The sequence below is a fragment of the Rhizobium brockwellii genome (assembly GCF_000769405.2).
GTDB classification, from domain to species: Bacteria; Pseudomonadota; Alphaproteobacteria; order Rhizobiales; family Rhizobiaceae; genus Rhizobium; species Rhizobium brockwellii.
This window is the reverse complement of the sequence record NZ_CP053439.1, coordinates 1,309,662-1,334,588: the sequence shown is the minus strand read 5'-3', so window position 1 is coordinate 1,334,588 and position 24,927 is coordinate 1,309,662. Positions and strand designations below refer to the sequence as shown.

Annotated in this window: 24 protein-coding genes; 10 read left to right on the top strand and 14 right to left on the bottom strand. The window is 60.3% G+C overall.

Annotated features, from left to right (window positions below; all coding sequences use genetic code 11):
- Positions 1–26: 26 nt before the first annotated feature.
- The 4 genes from hupB to clpP form a co-directional block, all read right to left on the bottom strand.
- Positions 27–302, bottom strand: a complete 276-nt coding sequence (gene hupB / locus RLCC275e_RS06735) for a DNA-binding protein HupB (protein WP_003558438.1) — start codon at positions 300–302, stop codon at positions 27–29.
- Between the two features lie 206 nt (positions 303–508).
- Positions 509–2,926 carry an endopeptidase La gene (gene lon / locus RLCC275e_RS06730; protein ID WP_033180342.1) on the bottom strand — a complete coding sequence of 806 codons (2,418 nt, stop codon included), beginning with the start codon at positions 2,924–2,926 and terminating at the stop codon, positions 509–511.
- Between the two features lie 401 nt (positions 2,927–3,327).
- Positions 3,328–4,605, bottom strand: a complete 1,278-nt coding sequence (clpX, locus tag RLCC275e_RS06725) for an ATP-dependent Clp protease ATP-binding subunit ClpX (RefSeq protein ID WP_003547337.1) — start codon at positions 4,603–4,605, stop codon at positions 3,328–3,330.
- A 303-nt stretch (positions 4,606–4,908) separates the two neighbouring features.
- On the bottom strand, positions 4,909–5,538 hold the full coding sequence (clpP, locus tag RLCC275e_RS06720; protein ID WP_003547334.1) for an ATP-dependent Clp endopeptidase proteolytic subunit ClpP: 630 nt from the start codon (positions 5,536–5,538) through the stop codon (positions 4,909–4,911).
- 291 nt (positions 5,539–5,829) lie between these two features.
- On the opposite strand from clpP, the gene RLCC275e_RS06715 reads away from it, so the two are divergent.
- On the top strand, positions 5,830–7,245 hold the full coding sequence (locus tag RLCC275e_RS06715; RefSeq protein WP_171816901.1) for a GGDEF domain-containing protein: 1,416 nt from the start codon (positions 5,830–5,832) through the stop codon (positions 7,243–7,245).
- A 61-nt stretch (positions 7,246–7,306) separates the two neighbouring features.
- Entirely contained in the window at positions 7,307–8,551 is a 1,245-nt protein-coding gene (locus RLCC275e_RS06710) for a cytochrome P450 (RefSeq protein WP_033180343.1), read from the top strand.
- A gap of 15 nt (positions 8,552–8,566) precedes the next feature.
- Here RLCC275e_RS06710 and pstB read toward each other — a convergent pair whose 3' ends face one another.
- The 4 genes from pstB to pstS all read right to left on the bottom strand — a co-directional run bounded on the left by pstB (position 8,567) and on the right by pstS (position 12,317).
- Positions 8,567–9,373 (bottom strand): phosphate ABC transporter ATP-binding protein PstB, encoded by an 807-nt coding sequence (gene pstB / locus RLCC275e_RS06705; RefSeq protein WP_082229725.1) that lies wholly within the window; start codon positions 9,371–9,373, stop codon positions 8,567–8,569.
- Entirely contained in the window at positions 9,370–10,227 is an 858-nt protein-coding gene (pstA, locus tag RLCC275e_RS06700; RefSeq protein WP_033180344.1) for a phosphate ABC transporter permease PstA, read from the bottom strand. The genes pstB and pstA overlap by 4 nt, the downstream gene beginning before the upstream one ends.
- A 2-nt stretch (positions 10,228–10,229) precedes the next feature.
- Positions 10,230–11,207 (bottom strand): phosphate ABC transporter permease subunit PstC, encoded by a 978-nt coding sequence (gene pstC, locus RLCC275e_RS06695; RefSeq protein ID WP_033180345.1) that lies wholly within the window; start codon positions 11,205–11,207, stop codon positions 10,230–10,232.
- Positions 11,208–11,294: 87 nt separating this feature from the next.
- On the bottom strand, positions 11,295–12,317 hold the full coding sequence (pstS, locus tag RLCC275e_RS06690; RefSeq protein WP_033180346.1) for a phosphate ABC transporter substrate-binding protein PstS: 1,023 nt from the start codon (positions 12,315–12,317) through the stop codon (positions 11,295–11,297).
- Between pstS and RLCC275e_RS06685 the strand changes: the two genes are divergently transcribed.
- Positions 12,318–12,554, top strand: coding sequence for a hypothetical protein (locus RLCC275e_RS06685; RefSeq protein ID WP_130707454.1), 237 nt, complete (start codon positions 12,318–12,320; stop codon positions 12,552–12,554).
- A gap of 116 nt (positions 12,555–12,670) precedes the next feature.
- Here the strand turns inward: RLCC275e_RS06685 and RLCC275e_RS06680 are convergent, their stop codons facing one another.
- From RLCC275e_RS06680 to RLCC275e_RS06665, 4 genes are all read right to left on the bottom strand, one after another.
- Complete coding sequence (locus RLCC275e_RS06680) at positions 12,671–14,800, bottom strand: bifunctional diguanylate cyclase/phosphodiesterase (protein WP_130739137.1); 2,130 nt, start codon at positions 14,798–14,800, stop codon at positions 12,671–12,673.
- 231 nt (positions 14,801–15,031) lie between these two features.
- Complete coding sequence (locus RLCC275e_RS06675; protein ID WP_033180347.1) at positions 15,032–15,385, bottom strand: cupin domain-containing protein; 354 nt, start codon at positions 15,383–15,385, stop codon at positions 15,032–15,034.
- Positions 15,386–15,399: 14 nt separating this feature from the next.
- On the bottom strand, positions 15,400–16,683 hold the full coding sequence (locus RLCC275e_RS06670; RefSeq protein ID WP_003558427.1) for an O-acetylhomoserine aminocarboxypropyltransferase: 1,284 nt from the start codon (positions 16,681–16,683) through the stop codon (positions 15,400–15,402).
- Positions 16,684–16,800: 117 nt separating this feature from the next.
- On the bottom strand, positions 16,801–17,229 hold the full coding sequence (locus tag RLCC275e_RS06665; protein WP_033180348.1) for a CoA-binding protein: 429 nt from the start codon (positions 17,227–17,229) through the stop codon (positions 16,801–16,803).
- 120 nt (positions 17,230–17,349) lie between these two features.
- Here RLCC275e_RS06665 and RLCC275e_RS06660 point away from each other — a divergent pair, with 120 nt between their 5' ends.
- Entirely contained in the window at positions 17,350–17,673 is a 324-nt protein-coding gene (locus RLCC275e_RS06660; protein WP_033180349.1) for a hypothetical protein, read from the top strand.
- A gap of 475 nt (positions 17,674–18,148) precedes the next feature.
- Positions 18,149–18,985, top strand: coding sequence for an EamA family transporter (locus RLCC275e_RS06655; RefSeq protein WP_033180350.1), 837 nt, complete (start codon positions 18,149–18,151; stop codon positions 18,983–18,985).
- Positions 18,986–19,258: 273 nt separating this feature from the next.
- Here RLCC275e_RS06655 and RLCC275e_RS06650 read toward each other — a convergent pair whose 3' ends face one another.
- Together RLCC275e_RS06650 and RLCC275e_RS06645 are read right to left on the bottom strand one after the other, a co-directional pair.
- The gene (locus tag RLCC275e_RS06650) at positions 19,259–20,086 is read right to left on the bottom strand and encodes an enoyl-CoA hydratase (RefSeq protein WP_033180351.1); all 828 of its coding nucleotides are present in this window, start codon (positions 20,084–20,086) and stop codon (positions 19,259–19,261) included.
- 96 nt (positions 20,087–20,182) lie between these two features.
- Positions 20,183–20,413, bottom strand: coding sequence for a DUF1127 domain-containing protein (locus tag RLCC275e_RS06645; protein WP_033180352.1), 231 nt, complete (start codon positions 20,411–20,413; stop codon positions 20,183–20,185).
- A gap of 73 nt (positions 20,414–20,486) precedes the next feature.
- Between RLCC275e_RS06645 and RLCC275e_RS06640 the strand changes: the two genes are divergently transcribed.
- The 5 genes from RLCC275e_RS06640 (at position 20,487) to argC (ending at position 24,788) form a co-directional block, all read left to right on the top strand.
- On the top strand, positions 20,487–21,386 hold the full coding sequence (locus tag RLCC275e_RS06640; protein ID WP_171816902.1) for a LysR family transcriptional regulator: 900 nt from the start codon (positions 20,487–20,489) through the stop codon (positions 21,384–21,386).
- Positions 21,387–21,702: 316 nt separating this feature from the next.
- Positions 21,703–22,167 carry a 50S ribosomal protein L13 gene (gene rplM / locus RLCC275e_RS06635; protein ID WP_003558420.1) on the top strand — a complete coding sequence of 155 codons (465 nt, stop codon included), beginning with the start codon at positions 21,703–21,705 and terminating at the stop codon, positions 22,165–22,167.
- Between the two features lies 1 nt (position 22,168).
- Positions 22,169–22,636: a 30S ribosomal protein S9 gene (gene rpsI / locus RLCC275e_RS06630; RefSeq protein ID WP_003558419.1), complete on the top strand. Its 468-nt coding sequence runs from the start codon at positions 22,169–22,171 to the stop codon at positions 22,634–22,636.
- 196 nt (positions 22,637–22,832) lie between these two features.
- Positions 22,833–23,795 carry an agmatinase gene (gene speB / locus RLCC275e_RS06625; RefSeq protein ID WP_033180353.1) on the top strand — a complete coding sequence of 321 codons (963 nt, stop codon included), beginning with the start codon at positions 22,833–22,835 and terminating at the stop codon, positions 23,793–23,795.
- A 60-nt stretch (positions 23,796–23,855) separates the two neighbouring features.
- Positions 23,856–24,788, top strand: coding sequence for an N-acetyl-gamma-glutamyl-phosphate reductase (gene argC, locus RLCC275e_RS06620; RefSeq protein ID WP_033180354.1), 933 nt, complete (start codon positions 23,856–23,858; stop codon positions 24,786–24,788).
- Positions 24,789–24,927 lie beyond the last annotated feature (139 nt).

The following is a 24,927-nucleotide window of genomic DNA, read 5'->3' as shown; positions in this document are numbered from 1 at the left end:
GTTTCCGGCTGGTGGATAATCTCAGATCAACCGTTGACGGCGTCCTTCAGGCCCTTGCCGGGCGTGAATTTCGGCACGTTGCGAGCCGGAATGTCGACTTCAGCGCCCGTCGACGGGTTACGGCCCTTCGTTGCGGCACGATGAGAAACGGTGAAGCTGCCGAAACCCGCAAGGCGAATGTCGCCCTTGTTCTTGAGTTCAGCCTGGACAACGTCGAAAACCGCGTCAACAGCGGAAGCCGCGTCAGACTTCGTCAGTCCTGCCTTTTCGGCTACTGCGGACACGAGTTCATTCTTGTTCATGTTTCCACCCCTTTCTAAATGGTATGAAACGACTCAAAAGTAAGCTAGGCGCAGAATAGGTTTCATCAGGCCCGCCGAAAACCCAAAAGCCCTGCAAATCAAGGAAAAGCAAGCGTCTACATGACGTTTTCACAAAAAAGGCTGGCGTTTCCGCCAGCCTTTTTCCGTGTTTTGGGCCAATTGGGCATAAATGTGGCAAAGGCCACTCAATGCGCTATGGTTGCGCCTGTCTCATCGAGGCCTTCGACCGATGTGATGACCGGCGTTTCCACAGTGCCATCCCATTCGATCGGCTCCGGCCGCCGGATCAGCGCATGCTTGATCACCTCGCCCATGCGGGATACCGGGATGATCTCCATGTTGTTCTTCACGTTATCCGGAATCTCCGCCAGGTCCTTGGCGTTTTCCTCTGGAATCAGCACCTTCTTGATGCCGCCGCGAAGCGCTGCGAGCAGCTTTTCCTTGAGACCGCCGATCGGCAGCACACGGCCACGAAGGGTGATTTCACCGGTCATGGCCACATGCCTGTCCACAGGGATGCCGGTCATGATCGAGACGATCGCGGTTGCCATGGCAACGCCGGCCGAGGGACCATCCTTCGGGGTTGCGCCTTCCGGCACGTGCACGTGGATGTCGCTCTTGTCGAAGCGCGGCGGCTCGATGCCGAAGTCGACAGCGCGCGAGCGGACATAGGAGGCCGCTGCCGAGATCGATTCCTTCATGACTTCCTTCAGATTGCCGGTGACCGTCATGCGGCCCTTGCCCGGCATCATCACGCCTTCGATGGTCAGCAGCTCGCCACCGACTTCCGTCCAGGCAAGACCGGTCACGACGCCGACCTGATCCTCGCCCTCTGCTTCGCCATGGCGGAAGCGCGGGACGCCCAGATAGTCGGAGATGTTGGCAGCCGTCACGTGAACGGCCTTCGTCTTGCCCTTGATGATCTCGGTGACCGCCTTGCGGGCGAGTTTCATCAATTCGCGTTCGAAGTTGCGGACGCCGGCTTCGCGGGTGTACTGCTGGCTGATCGACATCAGGGCGTCGTCGCTGACCGAGAATTCTTCCGGCTGCAACGCATGTTCCCTGATGGCCTTCGGCAACAGGTGCCGCTTGGCGATTTCGCGCTTTTCATCCTCGGTGTAGCCGGCGATACGGATGATCTCCATGCGGTCCATGAGAGGCGCTGGAATGTTCAGCGTATTCGCCGTCGTGATGAACATCACATCCGACAGGTCGTATTCGACTTCCAGATAGTGATCCATGAATGTCATGTTCTGCGCCGGATCGAGCACTTCGAGCAGAGCCGAAGACGGATCGCCGCGATAGTCCTGGCCGAGCTTGTCGATTTCATCGAGCAAGAACAGCGGGTTGGACTTCTTCGCCTTCTTCATCGACTGGATGACCTTGCCGGGCATCGAGCCGATATAGGTGCGGCGGTGACCGCGGATTTCGGCTTCGTCACGAACGCCGCCAAGCGCCATACGGACATACTCACGGCCGGTCGCCTTGGCGATCGACTGGGCGAGCGAGGTCTTGCCGACGCCCGGAGGGCCGACGAGGCAGAGGATCGGGCCCTTGATTTTGGTCGCGCGGGCCTGCACGGCCAGATATTCGACGATGCGCTCCTTGACCTTGTCGAGACCGAAGTGATCGGCTTCGAGGATCTTCTCGGCATTGTTGAGATCGGCCTTGATCTTCGACTTCTTGCCCCAGGGAATGCCGAGCAGCCAGTCCAGATAATTGCGCACGACGGTGGCTTCCGCCGACATCGGGCTCATCTGGCGCAGCTTCTTCAGCTCCGCATCGGCCTTTTCACGGGCCTCCTTGGACAGCTTGGTCTTGGAGATGCGCTCTTCCAGTTCGCTCATCTCGTCGCGGCCTTCCTCGCCGTCGCCGAGTTCCTTCTGGATCGCCTTCATCTGTTCATTGAGGTAGTATTCGCGCTGGGTCTTCTCCATCTGGCGCTTGACGCGCGAGCGGATGCGCTTTTCGACCTGCAGGACCGAGATCTCGCCTTCCATGAAGCCGAGGGCCTTTTCGAGGCGCTGCTTGACGCTGGTGGTCTCCAGCATCTCCTGCTTCTCGGTGATCTTGATCGACAGATGCGAAGCGACCGTATCGGCGAGCTTGGAATAATCATCGATCTGGCTGGCGGCGCCGACCACTTCGGGCGAAATCTTCTTGTTGAGCTTCACGTAGCTCTCGAATTCGGAGACGACCGAACGCGACAGGGCTTCCAGCTCGACCGGATCGTCATGCGGCTCCTCGAGCACGTGGCCGAGCGCCTCATAGAAATCCTCGCGGCTGGTATAGGTGTCGATTTCGGCGCGGGCGCGGCCTTCGACCAGAACCTTCACGGTGCCGTCGGGCAGCTTCAAGAGCTGCAGCACGTTCGCCACGGTGCCGACATTGTGGATCGCGGAAGGATCCGGATCGTCGTCGCTGGCGTTGATCTGCGTCACCAGCATGATCTGTTTGTCGGAACCCATGACCTCTTCGAGCGCACGGATCGACTTTTCCCGTCCGACGAACAGCGGCACGATCATATGCGGGAAAACCACGATGTCGCGCAGGGGCAGAACAGGGTAGGCAATGCTGCTCGCTACAGACGTTTTCTTCGTCATTTTATGTCCTTTCCATCGTCCCGTTGCCGGGCTCTCTGCACGGCCGCTTGGGACCGGCCGGCAATCTCACTTGTTGCTACAAGTGGAGGTTCTGACTACGCTTTTCAAGCCACGCTAACGCCCGCGTCCCTCGGATGTGACAGCTTTATTACAACGGAACGCCAACACTATGAAGCGCGTGGCTGGACCGGCGCTTACCACTTCCGACTCGGCTAAAATGCAAACGCCAGCAACAGGCTTACGGATCATTGCATCATTGCCAAGCACGATCCCTTGCGCAACATCGGCAAAGGCAATTTCGGTTCCCACCGGCAAATACTAACAGCGCTTCGCATGGTTTTTCAAATAGAAAGGGGCCTGCCAATGGCAAGCCCCCAAAATAATCACACGAAAGCCCAAGCTCACGCCGAAGCGTTGGCCTTTTCTTCCTGGCGATCGGCATAGATGTAAAGCGGACGGGCCGAACCGCGCACCACTTCCTCGGAGATGACGACCTCGCGCACGCCTTCCAGCGTCGGCAGTTCGAACATCGTGTCGAGCAGGATCTTCTCCATGATCGAGCGAAGGCCGCGAGCGCCGGTCTTGCGCACGATCGCCTTGCGGGCGATTTCGCGAAGAGCGTCCTCGTGGAAATTCAGTTCCACATCTTCCATCTCGAACAGGCGCTGATACTGCTTGATCAGCGCATTCTTCGGCTCGGACAGGATCTGGATCAGCGCGTCCTCATCGAGGTCCTCGAGCGTCGCCAGAACCGGCAGACGGCCGATGAACTCAGGGATGAGGCCGAACTTGACCAGGTCTTCCGGCTCCAGTTCGCGCAGGACCTCGCCGACGCGGCGGTCATCCTGCGACTTGACGCTAGCGCCAAAGCCGATCGAAGTCTTCTCGCCACGGGCAGAGATAATCTTGTCGAGGCCGGCAAAAGCGCCGCCGCAGATGAACAGGATGTTCGTCGTGTCGACCTGCAGGAATTCCTGCTGCGGGTGCTTGCGTCCGCCCTGCGGCGGAACGGAAGCGACCGTGCCTTCCATGATCTTCAGCAGCGCCTGCTGCACGCCCTCGCCCGAGACGTCACGGGTGATAGACGGGTTGTCGGACTTGCGCGAAATCTTGTCGACTTCGTCGATGTAGACGATGCCGCGTTGCGCACGCTCGACGTTGTAGTCGGCCGACTGCAGCAGCTTCAGGATGATGTTTTCGACATCCTCGCCGACATAACCGGCCTCGGTCAGCGTCGTCGCGTCGGCCATGGTGAAGGGAACGTCGATGATGCGGGCGAGCGTCTGAGCAAGATAGGTCTTGCCGCAGCCGGTCGGGCCGACGAGCATGATGTTCGACTTCGCCAGCTCGACTTCGCCGTTCTTGGAGGCGTGCGCCAGGCGCTTGTAATGGTTGTGAACGGCAACCGACAGGATCTTCTTCGCCTGCCGCTGGCCGATGACGTATTCGTCGAGGACCTTGATGATGTCCTGGGGCGTCGGAACGCCGTCGCGGGACTTGACCATCGAGGACTTGTTCTCCTCGCGGATGATGTCCATGCACAATTCGACGCATTCATCGCAGATGAAGACGGTCGGTCCGGCAATCAGTTTCCGGACTTCGTGCTGGCTCTTTCCGCAGAACGAACAATAAAGAGTGTTCTTGGAGTCGCCGCCGTTGCTGCCGCTGACCTTGCTCATATCACTTTCCTTCCAGCACGCCGCATTTCAAGGCGAAATCGCGGTCCACTCTATCAGCTCCTGGCGGCACTCCGTTTCCGGAGCCTTTGCCGAGAAGGCCTTCAGGGGCTACGAACCGGGCCCAACCAATCATGTCCTGGTCCCGGCGGCAACGAACTCCCCTTCGAATGCCGAATGCTATGTCATAAAAATTCAACATAGCATTAATAGCTACTATTAGCGTCTTCGTCGCCGGATGAAAGCCCTTGTTCAATCACAAATGGGATAGAACTGTGGCGAGGAAAACACCATCCCTATTAATTACTAGGCCTGTTCGCCTTCCATTTCGAGGCGCGACGTCAGAACCTTGTCGATCACGCCCCAGCTCTGGGCTTCGTCCGCATCCATGAAATGGTCACGATCGAGCGTTTTTTCAACTTCCTCGTAGGTGCGGCCAGTGTGCTTGACGTAGACCTCGTTCAGGCGGCGCTTCATCTTGAGGATGTCGCGGGCATGACGCTCGATGTCCGAAGCCTGGCCCTGGAAGCCGCCCGATGGCTGATGCACCATGATGCGGGAATTCGGCGTGGCAAAGCGCATGTCCTTGTGGCCGGCCGCCAGCAGCAGCGAGCCCATGGACGCGGCCTGGCCAATGCAGAGCGTCGAAACCGCGGGCTTGATGAACTGCATCGTATCGTAGATCGCCATGCCGGCGGTGACGACGCCACCGGGCGAATTGATGTAGAGGGCGATTTCCTTCTTCGGGTTTTCGGCCTCGAGGAAGAGCAGCTGGGCGCAGACGAGCGTCGCCATATGGTCCTCGACAGCACCTGTCAGGAAGATGATGCGTTCCTTCAACAGGCGGGAATAGATGTCGTAGGAGCGTTCACCGCGGTTGGTCTGTTCCACGACCATCGGAACGAGGGCCATTGCGGTATCGACTGGGTTTCTCATGTGCGTCCTTTGTCAACGTCTCGCCGGCCGGCGCCGGGAATCAAAGAAAAAATATCTTACCCCTACATAGAGTGTCCCGGGCCTCCTCTTCAAGACACGCATGAGGATAACGTTAAGAAGGCGGGGCAAGGCGGCTAAGCTCCTTCTTTTCGAACATGTCGTTACCCAGAACCGCTGCACACTTCCGGGCGACATGCATTGGAGCTTCGGCTCCTGGTAGCCTCTTTCCCTCAAACGCCTGTTAACGGCGAGACCCTGGCGCGGTCCCCCCCGGCTTTTCTCCATGACAGGATGAAGGAAGGCTTACTCCATTCGACTGTGCTTATACACGTTTACCCGACGGAAAGCCTACCGGCAGATATCGGCCTAAAACAATGCCGCAGCGCAGCAGCATTAAGGAAGTGGCGAGCTTCCTCGGCAAGGATGCGAACCGACAGACAAGGGGTTGCTGCCGTGTTCAATATCGCTACAGGTCTCGCCATCTGGTGTTCCGAGGCCATGACGCTTGCTTTGGTGCTGTTCGTCGCCTGGCGCCACAACGTCAGGAACGAGGCCTATCTCTATTGGGGCCTGGGCTTCCTCTTGACCGGCATTGGCTTTGCGATGGTCGCGCTGCGCGGCGAAATCCCCAACGTGCTTTCCATAGAAGCGGGCAATGCCATCGCCCTGCTCGGCCAGAGCGCCTGGGTGGCGGGTTTTCTGGCGCTCGACCGCAAGCGGATCGAATGGTGGGCACTGCTGCCGCCGGCAATCTGGCTCGCCGGGGTCTTCCTGCCCTGGGTCAACAGCGATTATTCAAACCGCGTGGTGCTCTACAACCTTGCTTCGGCGACGGGTGCAACGGCACTTGCCATGGCGGTCGCCGCCGGCGACATGCGCCGCGAGCGTACCCGCATCAAGCTGATGGGCGTGTTCGTCCTCCAGGGCTGCCTGTGCTTCGGCTCGGCAGTGACGATGGCGCTGACGCTGCCGAGCGATATCGAGGCGACCAATCTCGGCGGCGCCTCCGCCATGGCCAGCGCCTTCCTGCTGACCATCGCCTTCGCGTTCACCTGCCGGCTGATCATGGAGCGTTCCGAACGGCACCTGCGTGCCCTCACCCTGACCGATTCGCTGACCGGCGTGCTCAACCGCCGCGGCCTGCTCGGCTATTTCGACGGCATTCAGGAAAGAGCTCATAACGAGCAGCGCCAGGTCGCGGTGATTCTCTTCGATCTCGACCATTTCAAGCGCGTCAACGATCGTTTCGGCCACCAGTCCGGCGATGCCGTGCTGACCGCCTTTGCGCGCATGGCCCGCCAGTATATTCCAAACAACATCTTCGGCCGCATGGGCGGTGAGGAATTCGCCGCCTTCGCCGCAGTCGCGGACCAGACGGAAGCCGAGGCGATCGCCGAAGCGATCCGCACCGAATTCTGCCGTCTTCCCGTCAGCACCGGCGAAGCGATCGTTCCGGTCACGGTCAGCATCGGCATCGCGCTCGCCTCCTCGATCGAAGCCAATATCGACAAGCTGATCTCGGCCGCCGACCGGGCGCTCTATGCGGCGAAGGCCGCCGGTCGCAACTGCACGGTCACCTTCGGCAAAGCGGAGGCCGCAACCCCTGCACCGGCCACACCGAGCAGCACCGCCGGCGAACTCGTGCCGACGGTCGACGACCAGGTCGAGGCGCTACGACGCATGGGCACGCTGTCACGGGCCGGGTAGTCCGGGATCCCTCGCGCGCCACATCTTTCCGAGGTCCGGCAAATCCGATAAGGCTCGGGGCATGATGATCCCATCCTTCCTCTCGATCGACCGCGCCAACCGTCATGTCTCGCTGGACAGCCGCAACCCGGCCTTCTACGGCGACCCGAATGCCGTCTATGCCGCACTTCATGCCCATTGCCCGACCTTCTACTGGAGCGAGCAGAAGCAGTGGTTCTTCACCGGTTACGACCACGTGAACGGACTGTTGCGCGACCGACGCTTCGGCCGGCAGATCCTGCATATCGCCAGCCGCGAGGAACTCGGCCTTGGCGAGCCGATGCCGCATCTTGCCAGTTTCGATCTCTCGGAACGCTATTCCCTGCTCGAACTTGAACCGCCTGAACACACGCGGTTGCGCACCCTCGTCAACCGCGCCTTCGTCTCCCGCCATGTCGAAAAGATGAAGCCGGAGCTTGCCGAACTCGCCAACCGGCTGATCGACGGCTTTGCGGAGAAGAACGAGGTCGAGCTGCTCTCAGCCTTTGCCGACATCATCCCGGTGACGATGATCGCCCGCATGATCGGCATCCCCGAGGAAATGGGGCCGCAACTGCTTGAATGGTCGCACGCCTATGTCCGCATGTACATGTTCGGCCGCACCCGCGCGCAGGAAGAGGAAGCCGAACAGGCGTCGAAGGAATTTTCCGACTACGTCAAGACGGTAATCGCCGAACGCCGCGCGACCCCACGCGACGACCTACTCACCCACATGATCCATACCGAGCACAAGGGTCAGTATCTGACCGAGGAAGAGCTCGTTTCGACGACGATCGTACTGCTCAATGCCGGCCACGAGGCGACCGTGCATCAGATCGGCAATTCCGTCCGCATGATCCTCGACAGCGGCCGCGATCCGGCAGAACTCTTCAAGGACGAGGCCACGACCGAGCGCACTGTCGAGGAAACCCTGCGCATCTGCGCGCCTGTGCATATCTTCCAGCGCTGGGCGCTGGAGCCCGTCGAAATCGACGGCGTCTCCTTCAAGCGCGGCGACAAGGTGAGCCTCATCCTCGCCGCCGCCAATCTCGACCCGGCAAAATTCACCGATCCCCTCACCTTCAAGCCCGACCGCAACGAGGCAGCGAACCTCTCCTTCGGCGCCGGCATCCATTTCTGCATCGGCGCGCCGCTGGCGCGGCTGGAGCTCAACGTCGTGCTGCCGATCCTGTTCGAACGGCTGGCCGGCCTGAGGCTGGCAAAGACACCTCTGGTCAAGGATGTCTACCATTTCCACGGGCTGGACAGGCTGGAGCTGCAATGGTGATCCACTCTTCGCGGATCAGCCGTAACGGCCGGTGATGTAGTCTTCCGTGCGCTTGACCTTCGGCGACTGGAAGATCTCGGCGGTCGGGCCGTATTCGATCAACTCGCCCAGATACATGAAGGCGGTGTTATCAGAGATGCGGCTTGCCTGCTGCATGTTGTGGGTGACGATGACGATGGTGAACTCCGTCTTCAACTGGGCGACCAGCTCTTCCACCTTGGCAGTCGAGATCGGATCGAGGGCGGAGGTCGGCTCGTCGAGGAGAAGCACCTCGGGGCGAAGCGCCACGGCACGCGCGATGCAGAGACGCTGCTGCTGACCGCCGGAGAGGCCGAGCCCACTGCCCTTCAGCTTGTCCTTGACCTCTTCCCAGAGCGCTGCCGAGCGCAACGCCTGCTCGACGCGGACATCCATCTCGGCCCTGGAGATGCGCTCGTAGTGGCGGATTCCGTAGGCGATATTGTCGTAGATCGACATCGGGAACGGCACCGGCTTCTGGAAGACCATGCCGACGCGGGCGCGCAGTTCGTTCATCGAGTAGCCGGGGTCGAGGATGTTCTGGCCATCGAGCGTGACCGAGCCGGTGGCGCGCATCTTCGGGTAGAGCATGTAGATGCGGTTGAGGATGCGCAGCAGCGTGGACTTGCCGCAGCCGGACGGGCCGATGAGGGCCGAGACCTGACGCTCGGGAAAGCTCAGGGTGACGTCGCGGATCGCGTGGGCATCGCCGTAGTAGAAGTTGACGCCGGTCAGCGCCATCTTGTCGACTGTTATGGCCGGGTGGGCCAAGCGAGGTTCGAAGGCTTTGTTCTCAAGCATCATTTCGCATTCCTGCGGTTGAGGATGGCGCGGGAGCCCACGCTGAGGAGAAGCACGATCGCCGTCATGACGAAGGCGCCGGCCCAGGCGAGATTCTGCCATTGCTCATAGGGGCTCATGGCGAACTGGAAGATGACGACGGGAATATTCGCCATCGGCTGCGACATGTCCAAGCTCCAATACTGGTTGTTCAGAGCCGTAAAAAGGAGTGGCGCGGTTTCGCCCGAAATGCGGGCGATCGCAAGGAGGATACCGGTCAGGATGCCTGTGGAGGCGGCGCGGTAGAGTATGTTGACCGTTACCTTCCAGCGCGGGATGCCGAGCGAAAGGGCTGCCTCACGCATGACGTCAGGAACCAGCCGCAACATCTCGTCGGTCGTGCGCACCACGACCGGCAAGAAGATGAAGGCGAGCGCGATGCCACCGGCAAAGCCGGAGAAGCGTGACGTCGGGCGGACGACCAGTTCATAGACAAACAAGCCGATGATGATCGACGGCGCCGAAAGCAGGATATCGTTGGCGAAGCGGATTGCCTCTCCGATCTTCTTGCCGCGGCTGAACTCCGACAGGAAGGTGCCGGCAAGCACGCCGATCGGTGTGCCGATGATAACAGCCAGAACGACCATCAGAAGGCTGCCCATGAAGGCGTTGGCGAGACCGCCGCCATCTTCGCCGGGCGGCGGCGTCATCTCCGTGACGAGACTGAGGCTGAGCGCGGACAAGCCGTGTATCAGCGTCGTCCAGAGTATCCAAACCAGAAAGACCAGGCCGACTACTGTTGCGATGCCGCAGAGCGACAGCGCGATCATGCTGCCGATCTGGCGACGACGGTAGAGGGAACCCGAATGAGTGGCCATAATTACTCTCCCCTCTGTCTTGCCATACGCACCAGCATGAGCTTGGCGACCGCCAGAACGATGAAGGTGACAACGAAGAGGATGAGACCGAGCGCCGAGAGCGACGACCTGTAGAGGTCATCCGAAGCTTCGGCAAATTCGTTGGCGAGCGTCGCAGCGATCGACGTGCCGGGCTCCATCAGCGACACCGCGATGTTATGGGTGTTGCCGAGCACGAAGGTGACCGCCATGGTCTCTCCGAGCGCGCGGCCGAGGCCAAGGAAGATGCCGCCGACGACAGCGGTGCGGGTGTGCGGGATGACGATGTCGCGCACCACTTCCCACTTGGTCGAACCAAGCGCATAGGCCGATTCCTTCAGCTGTGCCGGGACGACCAGGAAGACGTCGCGCATGACCGAGGAGACGAAGGGGATGATCATGATCGCCAGCACGATGCCTGATGTCAGCATTCCGATGCCGAGCGGAGCACCGGAGAACAATGCGCCGATTACCGGGATCGGGCCTAGCCAGTCGATTAACACCGGCTGGACGTAGTCCGACATGAAGGGAGCAAAAGTGAAGAGACCCCACATGCCGTAAATGATGCTGGGGATACTGGCGAGAAGCTCGATGGCACCGCCGATCGGGCCGCGAATGGAGCGCGGCGCAACTTCGGTAATGAAAACGGCGATACCGAGGCTCACGGGAACGCCGATGATCATGGCGAGCGCCGAGGTGACCAGCGTGCCGTAAATCGGTACCAGTCCCGAGAACCGCTGGGCAACCGGATCCCATTCCATGCCAGTCAGGAAGCCAAAGCCGAAGGTCCGGAAGGCGAGAAACCCGTCCCAGACCATGGAGAACGCCGCTGCGAACAGGGCGACCAAAACAAACAGGCCGCAGCCCAAAACAATCCAGTAAAAAATACGATCGCCTGCCGCGCCGTCGCGGCGCTTCACGCCCGCTGCTGTGGCGGGCAGCGATGCCGTTGCTTCGCTCATATCCGTACGCTCTGCTGCTTTGAGGGGTGTCAAAGGCATTATGGGCGGAAAGCCAAGCTTCCCGCCCCGACCGCAGTTTCGTCAGGATCAGCCCTTGAAGGAGGCTGTCCAATAGTCTTCGATCTGCTTCACCAGGGTTTGCGGAAGCGGAACGTAATCGAGGGCAGAGGCTTCCTTCTGGCCGTTTTCGAGCGCCCACTTGAAGAAGGCGAAGGCTGCCTTGGAGCGCGCCGCATCCTTCGGCTCCTTGTACATGATCGCCCAGGTCGTGGCGGTCACCGGCCAGGCCTTTTCGCCTGGAGCATTGGTCATGATCAGGTAGAAGTCCTGAGCCTTGGTCCATTCGGCGCTGGCGGCGGCAGCCGAGAAGCTTTCCGCATTCGGCTTCGGATACTGGCCTGCGGCGTTCTGGATCAGAACATAGGGCAGTTTGTTCTGCAGAGCGTAGGCGTATTCGACGTAGCCGATCGAATCCTTGACGCGGGTGACGTAAGCGGCGACGCCTTCATTGCCCTTGCCGCCGATGCCGACCGGCCAGTTGACGGCGGTCCCTTCACCGACCTTGCTCTTCCAGTCTTCGTTGACCTTGGAGAAGTAGTTGGTCCAGTTAAAGGAGGTGCCCGAACCGTCCGAACGATGGACGACGGCGATCTGGCTGTCGGGCAGTTTCAGGCCGGGATTCAGATCGGCGATGGCCTTGTCGTTCCACTTGGTGACATTGCCGAGATAGATGTCGGCAAGAACCTTGCCCGTGAGCTTCAGTTCGCCGGACTTGATGCCTTTGACGTTGATGACGGGCACGATGCCGCCGACGACGAGCGGGAACTGACCGAAGCCGCCCGTCGTCAGGTCTTCCGGCTTCATCGGGGCGTCGGACGCGCCGAAGTCAACCGTTGCAGCCTTGATCTGGGCGATGCCGCCGCCCGAACCGATCGACTGGTAGTTCAGCTTGTCGCCGGTCTGCTTGTTGTAGTCCGCAGACCACTTAGACAGGACGGGATAAACGAAGGTGGAGCCGGCGCCGGTGATATCGGCGGCGGACGCCGAAACCGCCAGAGCGGCAACCAAACCTGCGCCGAGGCAGGCCGAAAGAAGTTTCTTGGTGAGCATATGAGCGCTTCCCTAGTGGATTTGAAAAACAACGAGACCAGCGCCATGGAGGGGGTGTCCATTGTCTGGGGCGCTGAAATTCCCGTCACAGCAGGCGGGCTAGGCGCGTTTTATTACAGTTTGATGACGGAATTTGACGGTTGCAACCGAACGCGGGGCCGTGCCGCAAATGCTGCAGTTGCAGCCTTTTCGTTGAATCGCGGATTTAACAAAGCCTTAGCAAAAACATTGGGATAGATTGACGCAGGCTGTGGTGGATTGCCGCAGCGATGCCTGGAAATGTCGTTTTCAGGATTTAGAAATGCCGGGCCGCTCAGGCCCGATGCCGAATTCATGCGATGGCCTTTACGAGATCACGCGGCCGACTCTTCTCGCAGCCTGCTGGATATGTCGCATGCCGACATGGGTTTTCCGAGCATATAGCCTTGAAGCTGGTCGCAGCCGGCGTCTCGCAAGATCGCCGCCTGACGGCTATTCTCAATACCTTCCGCGGTCACGGGAATCTGCAGAGCAGTCGCCAGGGAGATGGTTGCCCGAAGAATATCGGCGCCATTTGCGGTTTCATCGAGAGCGGACACGAGCGAGCGGTCGATCTTCATGCGATCAAACCCAAATTGCCGCAATGCACCGATGCTAGCGTAGCCGCAGCCAAAATCATCAAGAGCAAACTTTATGCCGACGCGCTTGAGCTGGTCTATCGACCGACGGGCCTGATCCGGATTTGTCATCAGAACGCCTTCGGTGATTTCCAGGGTCAGGCGGTTTGGATCGAAATCCAACTCCTGCAGGATCGCGATCACCTGGGCAGCAAATTCCGGATTGCAGAGCTGGATCGGCGAAACGTTCACCGACAAAGTCAGACCGGGCCAGCTCTTGGCATGCCCGATCGACGTTCTCAGCATATGGGTGCCAAGGGCATCGATGAGGCCGCATCTTTCAGCAAGAGGGATGAATATTTCCGGGCTGATGTTTCCCGTTGCAGTTTTCCAGCGCGCCAGTGCTTCAAGACCGGTGACAGCACCGGTCGAAGCAGAGACGAGAGGCTGGAAAACGGCTTCGATTGCGCCGCTGCCGATGGCGTTTTTCAAGAGGCCTTCCAGCTCGGCGATCCGTATGCGTTCCCGGTCCAGTTCGGGGTCGTATTCAACCGCCTGACCTTTGCCATTTGCCTTGGCACGATAGAGCGCCATGTCGGCTCTGCGAAGAAGCTCCAGAGGCGATATGTCTCCATCGCGCGCCGCAGCTCCGATGCTTGCGCCAACTTCGATCGTTCGCCCGTCAATTTTGAAGGGCTCGGCAAACAGCGCCAGAATCGCCTCTTCGATCTCTTCGCATGCTGTGGATCCAACGTGCACCAGCGCGAATTCGTCGCCTCCCAGCCGTGCCGCGGCCAGGACTTCGGGATGACTGGTCATCAGCGCGTTCGAGACGATCCGGATCAAATCATCGCCAACCGCATGCCCCCAAGCATCGTTGACCGCCTTGAAGCCGTCGAGGTCAACCAAGTAAAGCCGCGGCGACGAAGGATCCGGGCTCTCCAGATCCTCCAGCAGACGGAGAAGCCCCTGTCTGTTCAACAAGCCACTCAAGCTGTCATGGCTCGCTTCGAAGCGAGCTGTTTGCGCCAGTTGGCGCAGGCGCCGCGCCTCGGATGCGCCAACCAACAGAACGCCGATCAAGAATAGCGAAAGGATGACGGTAGAAGCTGCAAGATAAGGGTAGACCTGATGAAACACGGCGCTTCCGGGCGCTTTGCTGGGCCAAACGAGATAGCCGATGACGGCTCCCTTCATGTCGGTGATCGGCGTGTTCAGGGATTCCGGTTTGGGCGTCGTCTCGAGGCTCAGCCCCTCGAGTTCATGTTCGTTGGAGAGCGTGTCGAGAACCTCCGACGTAAACTCCTTGTAGAAACTCAGCACGCTGAACTTCGGAACCTCGGCAGCTGCCTCGAACGGCTGGATCGCCTGCGAGGCGATCAGCGCTATACCGCTTTCGGTCTTGATGAAATTGACCACCGGCGCCTTCGCCGGAGCTGCAGCCGCATTGATCTGCTGATAAAAAGCTTCCCCAAAAAACGTGCCCGGCTGGAAGGGCTTGCCTTTGGCATAGGCCGAGACAATCGAAGACCGGTCAGGGCCGGTCACGATCGCGCCGTCATAAAGCGCGTAATCCTCGCTGGTTTTTCCCCAATTCTCATAGGCCCAATCCGCGGCGGTGGGAGATGAGATCGCGGTATAAGCATCGTCCCATACGGCATTATCAGTCGTTGTCGCGCCGAGGCGAGCGACAAATGCACCGATTGCCGCGTGGGCGGCGCGACTGGCCCTGGCATCATCGATCTCGTTCGTCGACCGGGTCATCGTGACGACGACATGTGCCATCAGGCCGGTCAGTACGAGGGCGACGACAAGGAAGCAGACGGTTGTCGCGATGATGGAAGACGTCTGGGTCCGAACGTGCCTACCTGCAAGATTCGACGACATGCAAATTCCGGAAAGATTAATTGCAAGGCCATGTCTGTGGGACGGCAGGAGACATCATGTCCGCAATGCGCTGCGGATAAGATATAGCATTCGACGATGTAGGCCCGATTAATGGGATTGGTTAAAAGCGTGCTATCCGGAAAAGAGGCGCAACCATTGCCGAAAAGACGGGCCATCATCGCCGCAAATCGGGACAGGCCCGCCATTATCAGCGTCAGTCTGCTGGCCCGCTCAAACCTTGATCACATAGTCCTTGCGAGTCGTTTCAACGACTTCCCACGTTCCCTTGAAGCCGGGTCTGAGGATCATCCGGTCGCCCGCTTTCAGATGAACCGGCTCACCGCCCTCCTCCGTCACGATCGAATGACCGGCCAGCAGACTGAAATATTCCCATTCCTCGTAGACGATCCGCCACTTGCCCGGTGTCGCCTCCCAGATGCCGGAATAGAGGCCGCCTTCTCTCTTCTCCAGGTTCCAGGTGCGGAAATGCGGATCGCCGGAGATGATTCGGCCGGGCTCGGGGGCGCCGAACTCGGGTTCAACGCCGTCGATGCTTAAGGTGATGAAATTTGCCGTGGTCATCATGGATCCTTCTGATCTCAGATCTTCGAGAGCGCCTGTTCGAGATCGGCGATGATGTCCTTGACGTCCTCGATGCCGACGGAGAGGCGCACGACGTCAGGGCCTGCGCCGGCAGCGATCCTCTGCTCGTCGGTCAACTGCCGGTGCGTCGTCGAGGCCGGATGGATGACGAGCGAACGGGTGTCGCCGATATTGGCAAGATGGGAGAAGAGCTCCAGCCCCTCGACCAGTGTCTTGCCCGCCTCATAACCGCCCTTGACGCCGAAGGTGAAGACGGAGCCGGCGCCCTTCGGCGAGTAGCGCTGCTGCAGGACGTGGTTCGGGTCGTCGTCGAGGCCGGCATAATTCACCCAGGCAATCTTGCTGTGCGCCTTCAGCCATTTCGCGACGGCGATCGCATTGTCGCTGTGGCGCTGCATCCGAAGCGGCAGCGTCTCGATGCCGGTCAGGATCAGGAAAGCATTGAAGGGCGAGATCGCCGGCCCGAGATCGCGCAGGCCGAGCACACGGGCAGCGATCGCGAAGGCGAAATTGCCGAAAGTCGCGTGCAGGACCATGCCGTTATATTCCGGCCGCGGGCTCGACAGCATCGGGTAATTGCCGGATTTCGACCAGTCGAAGGTGCCGCCGTCGACGATGAGGCCGCCCATAGAATTGCCATGGCCGCCGAGAAACTTCGTCAGTGAATGCACGACGATGTCGGCGCCATGCTCGATCGGACGGATGAAATAGGGTGTTGCCATCGTGTTGTCGACGATCAGCGGCAGACCGTGGCGATGAGCGACGTCGGCGATGGCGGCGATATCGACGAAAGTGCCGCCGGGATTGGCCAGGCTTTCGATGAAGATGCCGCGCGTCTTGTCGTCGATCTGGCTTTCGAAGCTTTCCGGATCGGCGGCATCGGCCCAGCGCACCTGCCAGCCGAAATTCTCGAAGGCATGGCCGAACTGGTTGATCGAGCCGCCGTAGAGCTGGCGGGCAGCGATGAAATTCTCGCCAGGACGCATGATATTGTGGAAGACGATTACCTGCGCCGCATGGCCGGAGGCGACGGCAAGGGCCGCAGTGCCGCCCTCGAGCGCTGCGACGCGCTCCTCGAGCACCGCCTGCGTCGGGTTCATGATGCGGGTATAGATGTTGCCGAAGGCCTGCAGACCGAAGAGGGCGGCGGCATGATCGGAATCATTGAAGACGAAAGCGGTCGTCTGGTAGATCGGCGTTACCCGCGCCCCGGTCGCCGGGTCGGGCTGCGCACCTGCATGGATTGCCAACGTGTTGAATCCCGGATCGTTCTTGGCCATGTCGTCCTCCCGTTATTGTTGACGTGCAGGATCATAGCCTGTCGCTTGCGAAAGTTAATCGCGATCCGTTTCAACCCATGGGCGTTCCGTGGAAAATCCGTCTCCGCGGACCGCAACTCAGGCAATAAGACGGGGATACTCGATCGCCGGGCAGCGATTCATCACCACCTGGATGCCGGCGGCCTCCGCCTTTGCCGCAGCCGCATCGTCGCGCACACCAAGTTGAGACCAGATGATTTTCGGCAGCGGCCTCAGCGCCAGCGCCTCCTCGACGACCCCGTCCAGATATTCGGAAGCGCGAAAGACGTCGACCATGTCGATCGGCACCGGGATGTCGGCGAGCCGGGCATAAACGGTACGGCCCTGAATCTGTTTTCCCGCCTGCCCCGGATTGACGGGAATGACCTCGTAGCCGCGCGACAGCAGATAGCCCATGACGCCGTTGCTCGGCCGGGCCGGATTGGGCGAGGCGCCGGTCAGCGCGATGGTCTTTACCGAATGCAGGATGCCGGCAAGGTAGTCATCCGTGTAGGCGTCGTGATTCATGTCCGCTTCTCCACTCCCGAAAGCCCTTCGGCACGGCCGGCATGTTTTTTTGCGTTTCCGTGAAACCGGCTGCGTGTCTTTTCCGTATATATGAATTGGATACTCCCTGAGGATGATTCGATGAAAAAAATCGCTCTTGCCCTCATGCTCGTTCTCGCCGCATCGCCGGTGTCGGCGATCTCGCGCTACAATCCGCTCAGCATGAGCTGTGCCAGCGTGCGCGCCGCCATCCACAATCAGGGCGCCGTCATCTTCCGCTACAAGTCTCCCCGCGGCTTACCGCTTTACGATCGCTATGTCCGCAACAGCAATTATTGCGACGCGACCGATTATGCGGAATGGACGTATATTCCCTCAAAAGACAATCCGCGCTGCCAGGTGCTGAAATGCCAGAGCATCGACAACCTTGACGGGATGCTCTTCGTTCCGCATCATCAGCTTTGATGTTTTCGCCGTCGCGACCGCCGCCGAAACTGTACGTCTTTCGCGTTTGCGAAAAGTTCTGGCCCAATTGTGCACTGCGATTTCCTGAATAATGCACAATCAGAAGCTTTAATTTTCCGCTATGTCAAAGCTATAGAATAATATCTATATTTCAGCAGCATAGAATAATCAGCTCCGTCATTCCTACAGATATTTTCTTTTTTTGTTCGTGCTAACACCCCTATTTGTTCCTCCATCCATTAGAGACATCTCATAGTTGAAAGCATCGCCTGGATTGAACGCATGTCGCGCGCACGTAAAAATTGCTCGAATGGGTCGCCATTGTTCACATCCCGAAAGGATGCTATTCGACATATGAACTCATAAGCGACCGCCGCCGCGCATTTTCGTGCAAATCCCAGTTGTCCTTTCAGGAATTTGAGACGCCGAAGGCGAGGCGTGTTCCGCTTCCTCCCATCCTTTACGGATTACTCCCTTGCCTCTCGACGTCATCCTGCTCGTTCTCTTCGGCGCACTGCTGCACGCGACATGGAACGCCATCATCAAGGCGGGGAGCGATAAGTCCCTCGATGCGGCGCTGATCTCGGCTGGCGGCGCTGTTTCGGCACTGCCGTTCCTGCCATTCCTGCCATTGCCGCACGCCTCGGCCTGGCCATTCATCGGCGCCTCGGCCATCCTGCAGTTTGCCTATTTTCAGCTGGTCGCCGCCGCCTACCGGGCCGGCGATATCGGCCTCGTCTATCCGCTGATGCGTGGCTGCGCACCGCTGCTGATCGCGGCGACAAGCGGTTTCGTTCTCAAAGAGAACCTCTCCACCGGCGCTCTTGCCGGAACGATGACGATCTGCGCCGGCGTGCTGACACTCGCCCTGGAGGCGCGGCGTGGCAGCAGCCGTGCCGTAATCCTCTCGCTTGCCAATGCCTGCGTCATCGCCAGCTACACCTATGTCGACGGAATCGGCGCGCGCATCTCCGGCAATGCGATTTCTTATACTTTGTGGATGTCGCTGCTGCCGCCGGTGCTGCTGTTTTCCTGGGCAGCGTCCCAGCGCGGCGCTTTCGCAGTCGTGCGTCACGTTCGCCACAACTGGTGGCGCGGCCTTATTGGCGGCGCCGGCTCGATCGCTTCCTATGGGCTGGCGCTCTGGGCGATGACAAAAGCCCCGGTCGCGACCGTCGCAGCCTTGCGTGAAACCGCAATCTTGTTTGCGCTGGTGATCTCGATCACCGTCTTCAAGGAAAAAGCCAGCATCTGGCGATACGTCGCCGGCGTTGTCATCGCAATCGGCGGGCTGCTTCTGAGACTGGCGTGATCGCTAGAGCCTTTCGTGGTCAGATTGCAGCATTCTGTTGGCTCAAACGGAGTCGGATGGTCGACCGGCCGGCGCGCGTCGTAGCCAAGCTCTACGGCCAAGCCGGCCGGTCGATCAGCCGGCCCGTTTCAGCCAACCCGAAGGGCCCGGCATCTTTGCGCCAGGGCAGAGGCGATCGGCTCGGACGTACCGAGAGGTATGCCCGTCGCCAATCGCCTCTGCCCTGACGAAACCCTGCTCCGGCAGAATGCTGCAATCTGACCAGGAAAGGCTCTAACCCTTCCATTCCGGTTTGCGCTTGCCGAGGAAGGCGCCGATCCCTTCCCGCGCATCCTCAGTCAGCATGTTCTCGACCATCACCCTGACGGTATAATCATATGCTGCCTCCACCGGCAGTTCGAGCTGCCGGTTGAAGGCTTCCTTGCCGATCTTCAGCGTCAGCGGCGACTTGCTGGTGATCACAGCCGCATATTTGGAAACCACCTGCGCCAGATACTGCTTCGGCACGATACGGTTGACGAGGCCAAAATCCTTGGCGGTCGAGGCATCGATCGTCTCACCGGTCAGCAGCATCTCCATTGCCTGCTTGCGGTGGGCGGCACGGGAAACAGCCACCATCGGCGTCGAACAGAACAGGCCGATATTGACGCCCGGGGTGCAGAATGTCGAACTGTCCGTGCAGATCGCCAGATCGCAGGAAGCAACGAGCTGGCAGCCCGCAGCCGTTGCAAGCCCGTCGATCTCGGCGATGACAGGCTTCGGCAGATGCGCGATCTTCAGCATCAGAGCGGCAGCGAGCCGAAAGGTCTTTTCGAAGAAACCGGCACCCTGATCTTCATCGGTGCGATGGGTCGTGAGTTCCTTGAGATCATGCCCGGCGGAGAAGACATTGCCGGTCGAGGCGAGGACGACGACGCGCACATCCGGCTCCGTCCCGGCCGTCTCGAGCTCTTCCAGCAGCGCTTCGAGAAGCGCGATCGAAAGCACATTGGCCGGTGGGTTGTTGAGCACGAGCCGCAGCACGCCATCGCGCAGCGAGCGGGTCAGCAAGCCGCCCTCTTCCGCTCCTGTGTCCTTCCGGAAGGATACGATTTCGGCCATGATGCTGCTCCCTGCGCTCGATTCCAGGCAGACGTTTTGCCACAAGGCGCCGGAAATTTCGAGCAGGATCCGTACTCCCGGCAGAGGCCGCTGCCCTCAGGACCAGAACCAGGACTTCGATGTCTCGGCGCTTGCCTGCGCCCGGGTCAGACCGACATCGCAAAGCTCGTCGTCGGTGAGTTCCGAAAGCGTGCGACGGCTGCGGCGCTTTTCGAGGTGATGTTCGACCGTCAGCAGCAGCCGCCGGCTCCATCGCGCTATCCGGCGAAGTCTCGACCGAACGATATCGCGAGGTGTTTCGAAGATTTCGCTTAATTCCAGGGCCATCGCTTCTTCCTTTGTTGAACGAATGAAAGATGCGCTGGAAGATGCCGCGAATGAAGCTTATGGATATTATAATATGCATAAGGATTTCTTTTGTATGCCTCTCCACCTCGATCAGCTTGCCACCTTCGTCAACGTCGCCGATCTCGGAAGCTTTACAGCTGCCGCCGACAAAGAAGGCCTGACGCAACCGGCCGTCAGCCTGCAGGTGAAGGGGCTCGAACAGCGGCTCGGCGTCCGGCTGATCGAGCGCGTCGGGCGGCGGGCGCAGCCGACCGCGGCAGGCCTCGACCTGCTCGTCTATGCAAGGCGCCTGCTCCAGGAATCGGCCGCCGCGGAAGAAGCGATGATGCTGTACCGGGATGGCGCCAGCGGCCGCGTGCGCATCGGCAGCGGCGGCACGGCGTCGATCCATCTGCTTCCGCGCGCCATCGCCGTCGCCAGAAAATCCATGCCCGGCCTCGAAATCACCGTGCGCATCGGCGATGCCGATGACATTCTGCGCGATCTGGAGGCCAACAGCCTCGACATCGCTGTCGTCGCCCTGCCGGCATCGGGACGCAACTTCGAGATCGAGCCGTTCTACGAGGAGGAATTGCTGGCCGTCGCCCCCGCGGGCAGCCTGATGCCCGAAGGCGGACCGGACGCCGCCTTCATGCGCGACAGGACGCTGCTGCTTTATGAGGGCGGCAATACCAGGCGCGCAATCGACGCGTGGCTGGCTGCACCGGATATCAGGATCCGGCCTGCGATGGAGTTCGGCAGTATCGAGGCGATCAAGGAGCTGGTGGCTGTAGGACTTGGCTGGTCGATCCTGCCGGGCTTGGCGCTGAAACGCGACCGCGCCGGCCTCGTAACGACATCATCGCTGAACCCGCGGCTGACGCGCCGCCTCGGCATGGTGCTGCGCCGGGACAAACATCTGACGCGCGGCCTTCGCGAAATGATGAAATGCCTGCGCGCGTTCAAAGGTTGAGAGCTGCTTTCGACCGTCGGACGCTATTTCAAACCGGCAGAGGCGACGTGAAAAACGTCAGGGGCAGCAGCCTGGGAGCCAACAAATATGGGGTACTATAATACCTTATATCTAAGTGATTGTTTTTACTATTGATTTTTTCAAAACATCGGGAAAGTCGATATTGACCCCATGTCGTATTCCCTTTATACACCGCGCCAGAACGCAGCCTATCCGGGCTGCTTTCTTTTTGGCATGCCTCGAGCCTGCCAATCCAAGCAACAAGAAACGCCCTTCAAGCCCTCGGGCCAAGGGTCCCAAAAAGAGAGTATTCACTATGGCTACCTTCTCCCAGAAGCCTGCAGAGGTGGAGAAGAAGTGGGTGATCATCGACGCCGAAGGGCTGGTCGTTGGCCGTCTCGCTTCCATCATCGCTATGCGCCTGCGCGGCAAGCACAAGGCAACCTTCACGCCTCACGTTGACGACGGCGACAACGTCATCGTCATCAATGCCGAAAAGGTCGTTTTCACCGGCAAGAAGTATTCCGACAAGGTTTACTACTGGCACACCGGTTATGCCGGCGGCATCAAGGAACGCAGCGCACGCCAGATCATCGAAGGCCGCTTCCCGGAGCGCGTCCTCGAAAAGGCCGTCGAACGCATGGTTCCGCGTGGCCCGCTCGGCCGTCGCCAGATGAAGAACCTGCGCGTTTACGCCGGCTCCAACCATCCCCATGAAGCCCAGCAGCCGGTCGCCCTCGACGTTGCCGCGCTCAACAAAAAGAACGTAAGGAGCGCCTGATATGGCTGACCTCTCCTCCCTGAAGGATCTCGGCACGGTTTCCGAAGCTGCTGCTCCGGCCCACGTCCGCAAGGTCGATTCGCTCGGCCGCTCCTACGCGACCGGCAAGCGCAAGAACGCCGTCGCCCGCGTCTGGGTCAAGCCGGGCTCCGGCAAGATCACCGTCAACGGCAAGGAATTCGCGGAATATTTCGCACGTCCGGTGCTGCAGATGATCCTGCGCCAGCCGATCGTCGCGGCTGCCCGTGACGGCCAGTTCGACATCGTCGCAACCGTTGCCGGCGGCGGCCTCTCCGGCCAGGCCGGTGCCGTTCGCCATGGCGTGTCCAAGGCGCTCACCTACTTCGAACCGGGCCTGCGTGCGGTGTTGAAGAAGGGCGGCTTCCTGACCCGCGACAGCCGCGTCGTCGAACGCAAGAAGTACGGCAAGGCAAAGGCCCGCCGCTCGTTCCAGTTCTCCAAGCGTTAATCGCTTCGGACAGACGGAATTTACGAAGGCCGGGGCAACCCGGCCTTTTTGTTTGCGCTCGTGTACGTCATTGCCAAGGCGCCGCACCGCGACGTGATTTTGCCCGCCACTCCATCCTCGATCGCTTGTAATTCGCGGCTCGGTCGCCTACCCGTTGTCGGCGCCTTGACCTTTCAAGACTGACAAAGGAGCCCCCTTGGCGAACAGATCGATTGACCACGCCTTCACGGCGACCAGCCTCACCTCCGCCGCCAGCGATCCGACCTTCGCCGGCGCACTATCTTTCATGCGCCGCCGCTTCACCAAGGAGCTCGCCGGCGTCGACGCCGCCGTCTGGGGCATTCCCTTCGATGCCGCGACCTCGAACAGGCCGGGTACACGTTTCGGGCCACAGGCGATCCGGCGCGCCTCGGCGATCTTCGACAATGATGCGCAATATCCCTTCAACCGCGACCTCTTCGCCGAGATGGCGGTGATCGACTACGGCGATTGCCTGCTCGATTATGGCAATCATCAAGACACCCCAGCCGCTATCGAACGCCAGGCGAATGTCATTCTCGACAGCGGCGCCTTCCTGCTGACGCTTGGCGGCGATCATTACGTCACCTGGCCGCTGCTGAAAGCGCATGTGGCAAAACATGGTCCTCTCGCGCTCGTGCAGTTCGACGCGCACCAGGATACCTGGTTCGACGAGGAACGCCGTATCGACCACGGTTCTTTCGTGGCGCGGGCCGCCCGCGAAGGCATCATCGATCCAGACCGCTCCATTCAGATCGGCATCCGCACCCATGCGCCTGAGGATTGCGGCGTCAATATTCTCTACGGTCATCAGCTCGAGGAGATGAGCGCCAGCGATATCGCCTCGGCGATCATCTCCCATACGCGCGGGGCACCAGCCTATCTCACCTTCGATATCGATTGCCTCGATCCGGCCTTTGCGCCGGGCACCGGCACGCCGGTTTCAGGCGGACCGTCGAGCGCCAAGATCCTCTCGGTGCTGCAGCGTCTGCACCAGCTCGATATTCGCGGCGCCGACGTCGTCGAGGTATCGCCGCCCTACGATCATGCCGATATCACCGCCATTGCGGGGGCAACGGTGGCGATGTATATGCTGGGGCTCCATGCCGAGCGACGCGCCATCGCTGTGTCACAAGGCTGACCTATCATCCTCAAACTGAATCCGGAAACCTTCAGAACCCATTGAAAGCGCAGGTTTAACATGGCACCGAAAATCTTCATCGACGGCGAACACGGCACGACGGGTCTGCAGATCCGCACGCGCATGGCCGGCCGCCGCGATGTCGAGCTTCTGTCCATACCCGAAGCCGAGCGGCGCAACGCCGCCATGCGCGAGGACATGCTGAACAGCGCCGATATCGCCATCCTCTGCCTGCCCGACGATGCGTCGAAGGAAGCGGTGCAGATGGTTTCGGCCAACAACAATGTGCGCGTCATCGACACCTCGACCGCCTTCCGCGTCAATCCCGGCTGGGCCTATGGTTTTGCCGAAATGGACGGTGCGCAGGCCGACAGGATCAGGGCCGCCCGTTTCGTCGCCAATCCCGGCTGCTATCCCACCGGAGCGATCGGCCTCATCCGGCCGCTGCGTGCCGCCGGCATTCTGCCGGACGGCTATCCGATCACGGTCAACGCGGTCTCCGGCTATACCGGCGGCGGCAAGCAGATGATTGCGCAGATGGAAAACCCGGATCACCCGGATGCGATCACCGCGCCGCATTTCCTCTACGGCCTGCCGCTCACCCACAAACACGTGCCCGAAATGACCGTGCACGGCCTGCTCGATCGCGCGCCGATCTTCTCGCCGTCCGTCGGCAAGTTTGCTCAAGGCATGATCGTGCAGGTGCCGCTGCATCTCGACGATCTCGCCGAGGGCACGACGATGGAGAGCATCTATGCGGCCCTCGTTGCCCATTATGCCGGCCAGGATATCGTCAGTGTCGTGCCGCTGGCCGAAAGCAAAGCCCTGCCCCGCGTCAATGCCATCGAGCTCGAAGGCAAGGACACGATGAAGCTCTTCGTCTTCGGCACCGCAGGCGCTTCGCAGGTGAACCTCGTGGCGCTGCTCGACAATCTCGGCAAGGGCGCGTCGGGCGCCGCCGTCCAGAATATGGACCTGATGCTCGCCTCGTAAGGCGCAGACGACGGCATCGACGTGGACGCCGCTCGAGCCTTGCGCCGATGTCTACATCACGATCTTTCTCGCGGCCGCCACCTTCGGCGGCCGCAGCATCGCTTTCGGCTCGATCATCGGCGACGATTGGGCTATGAGA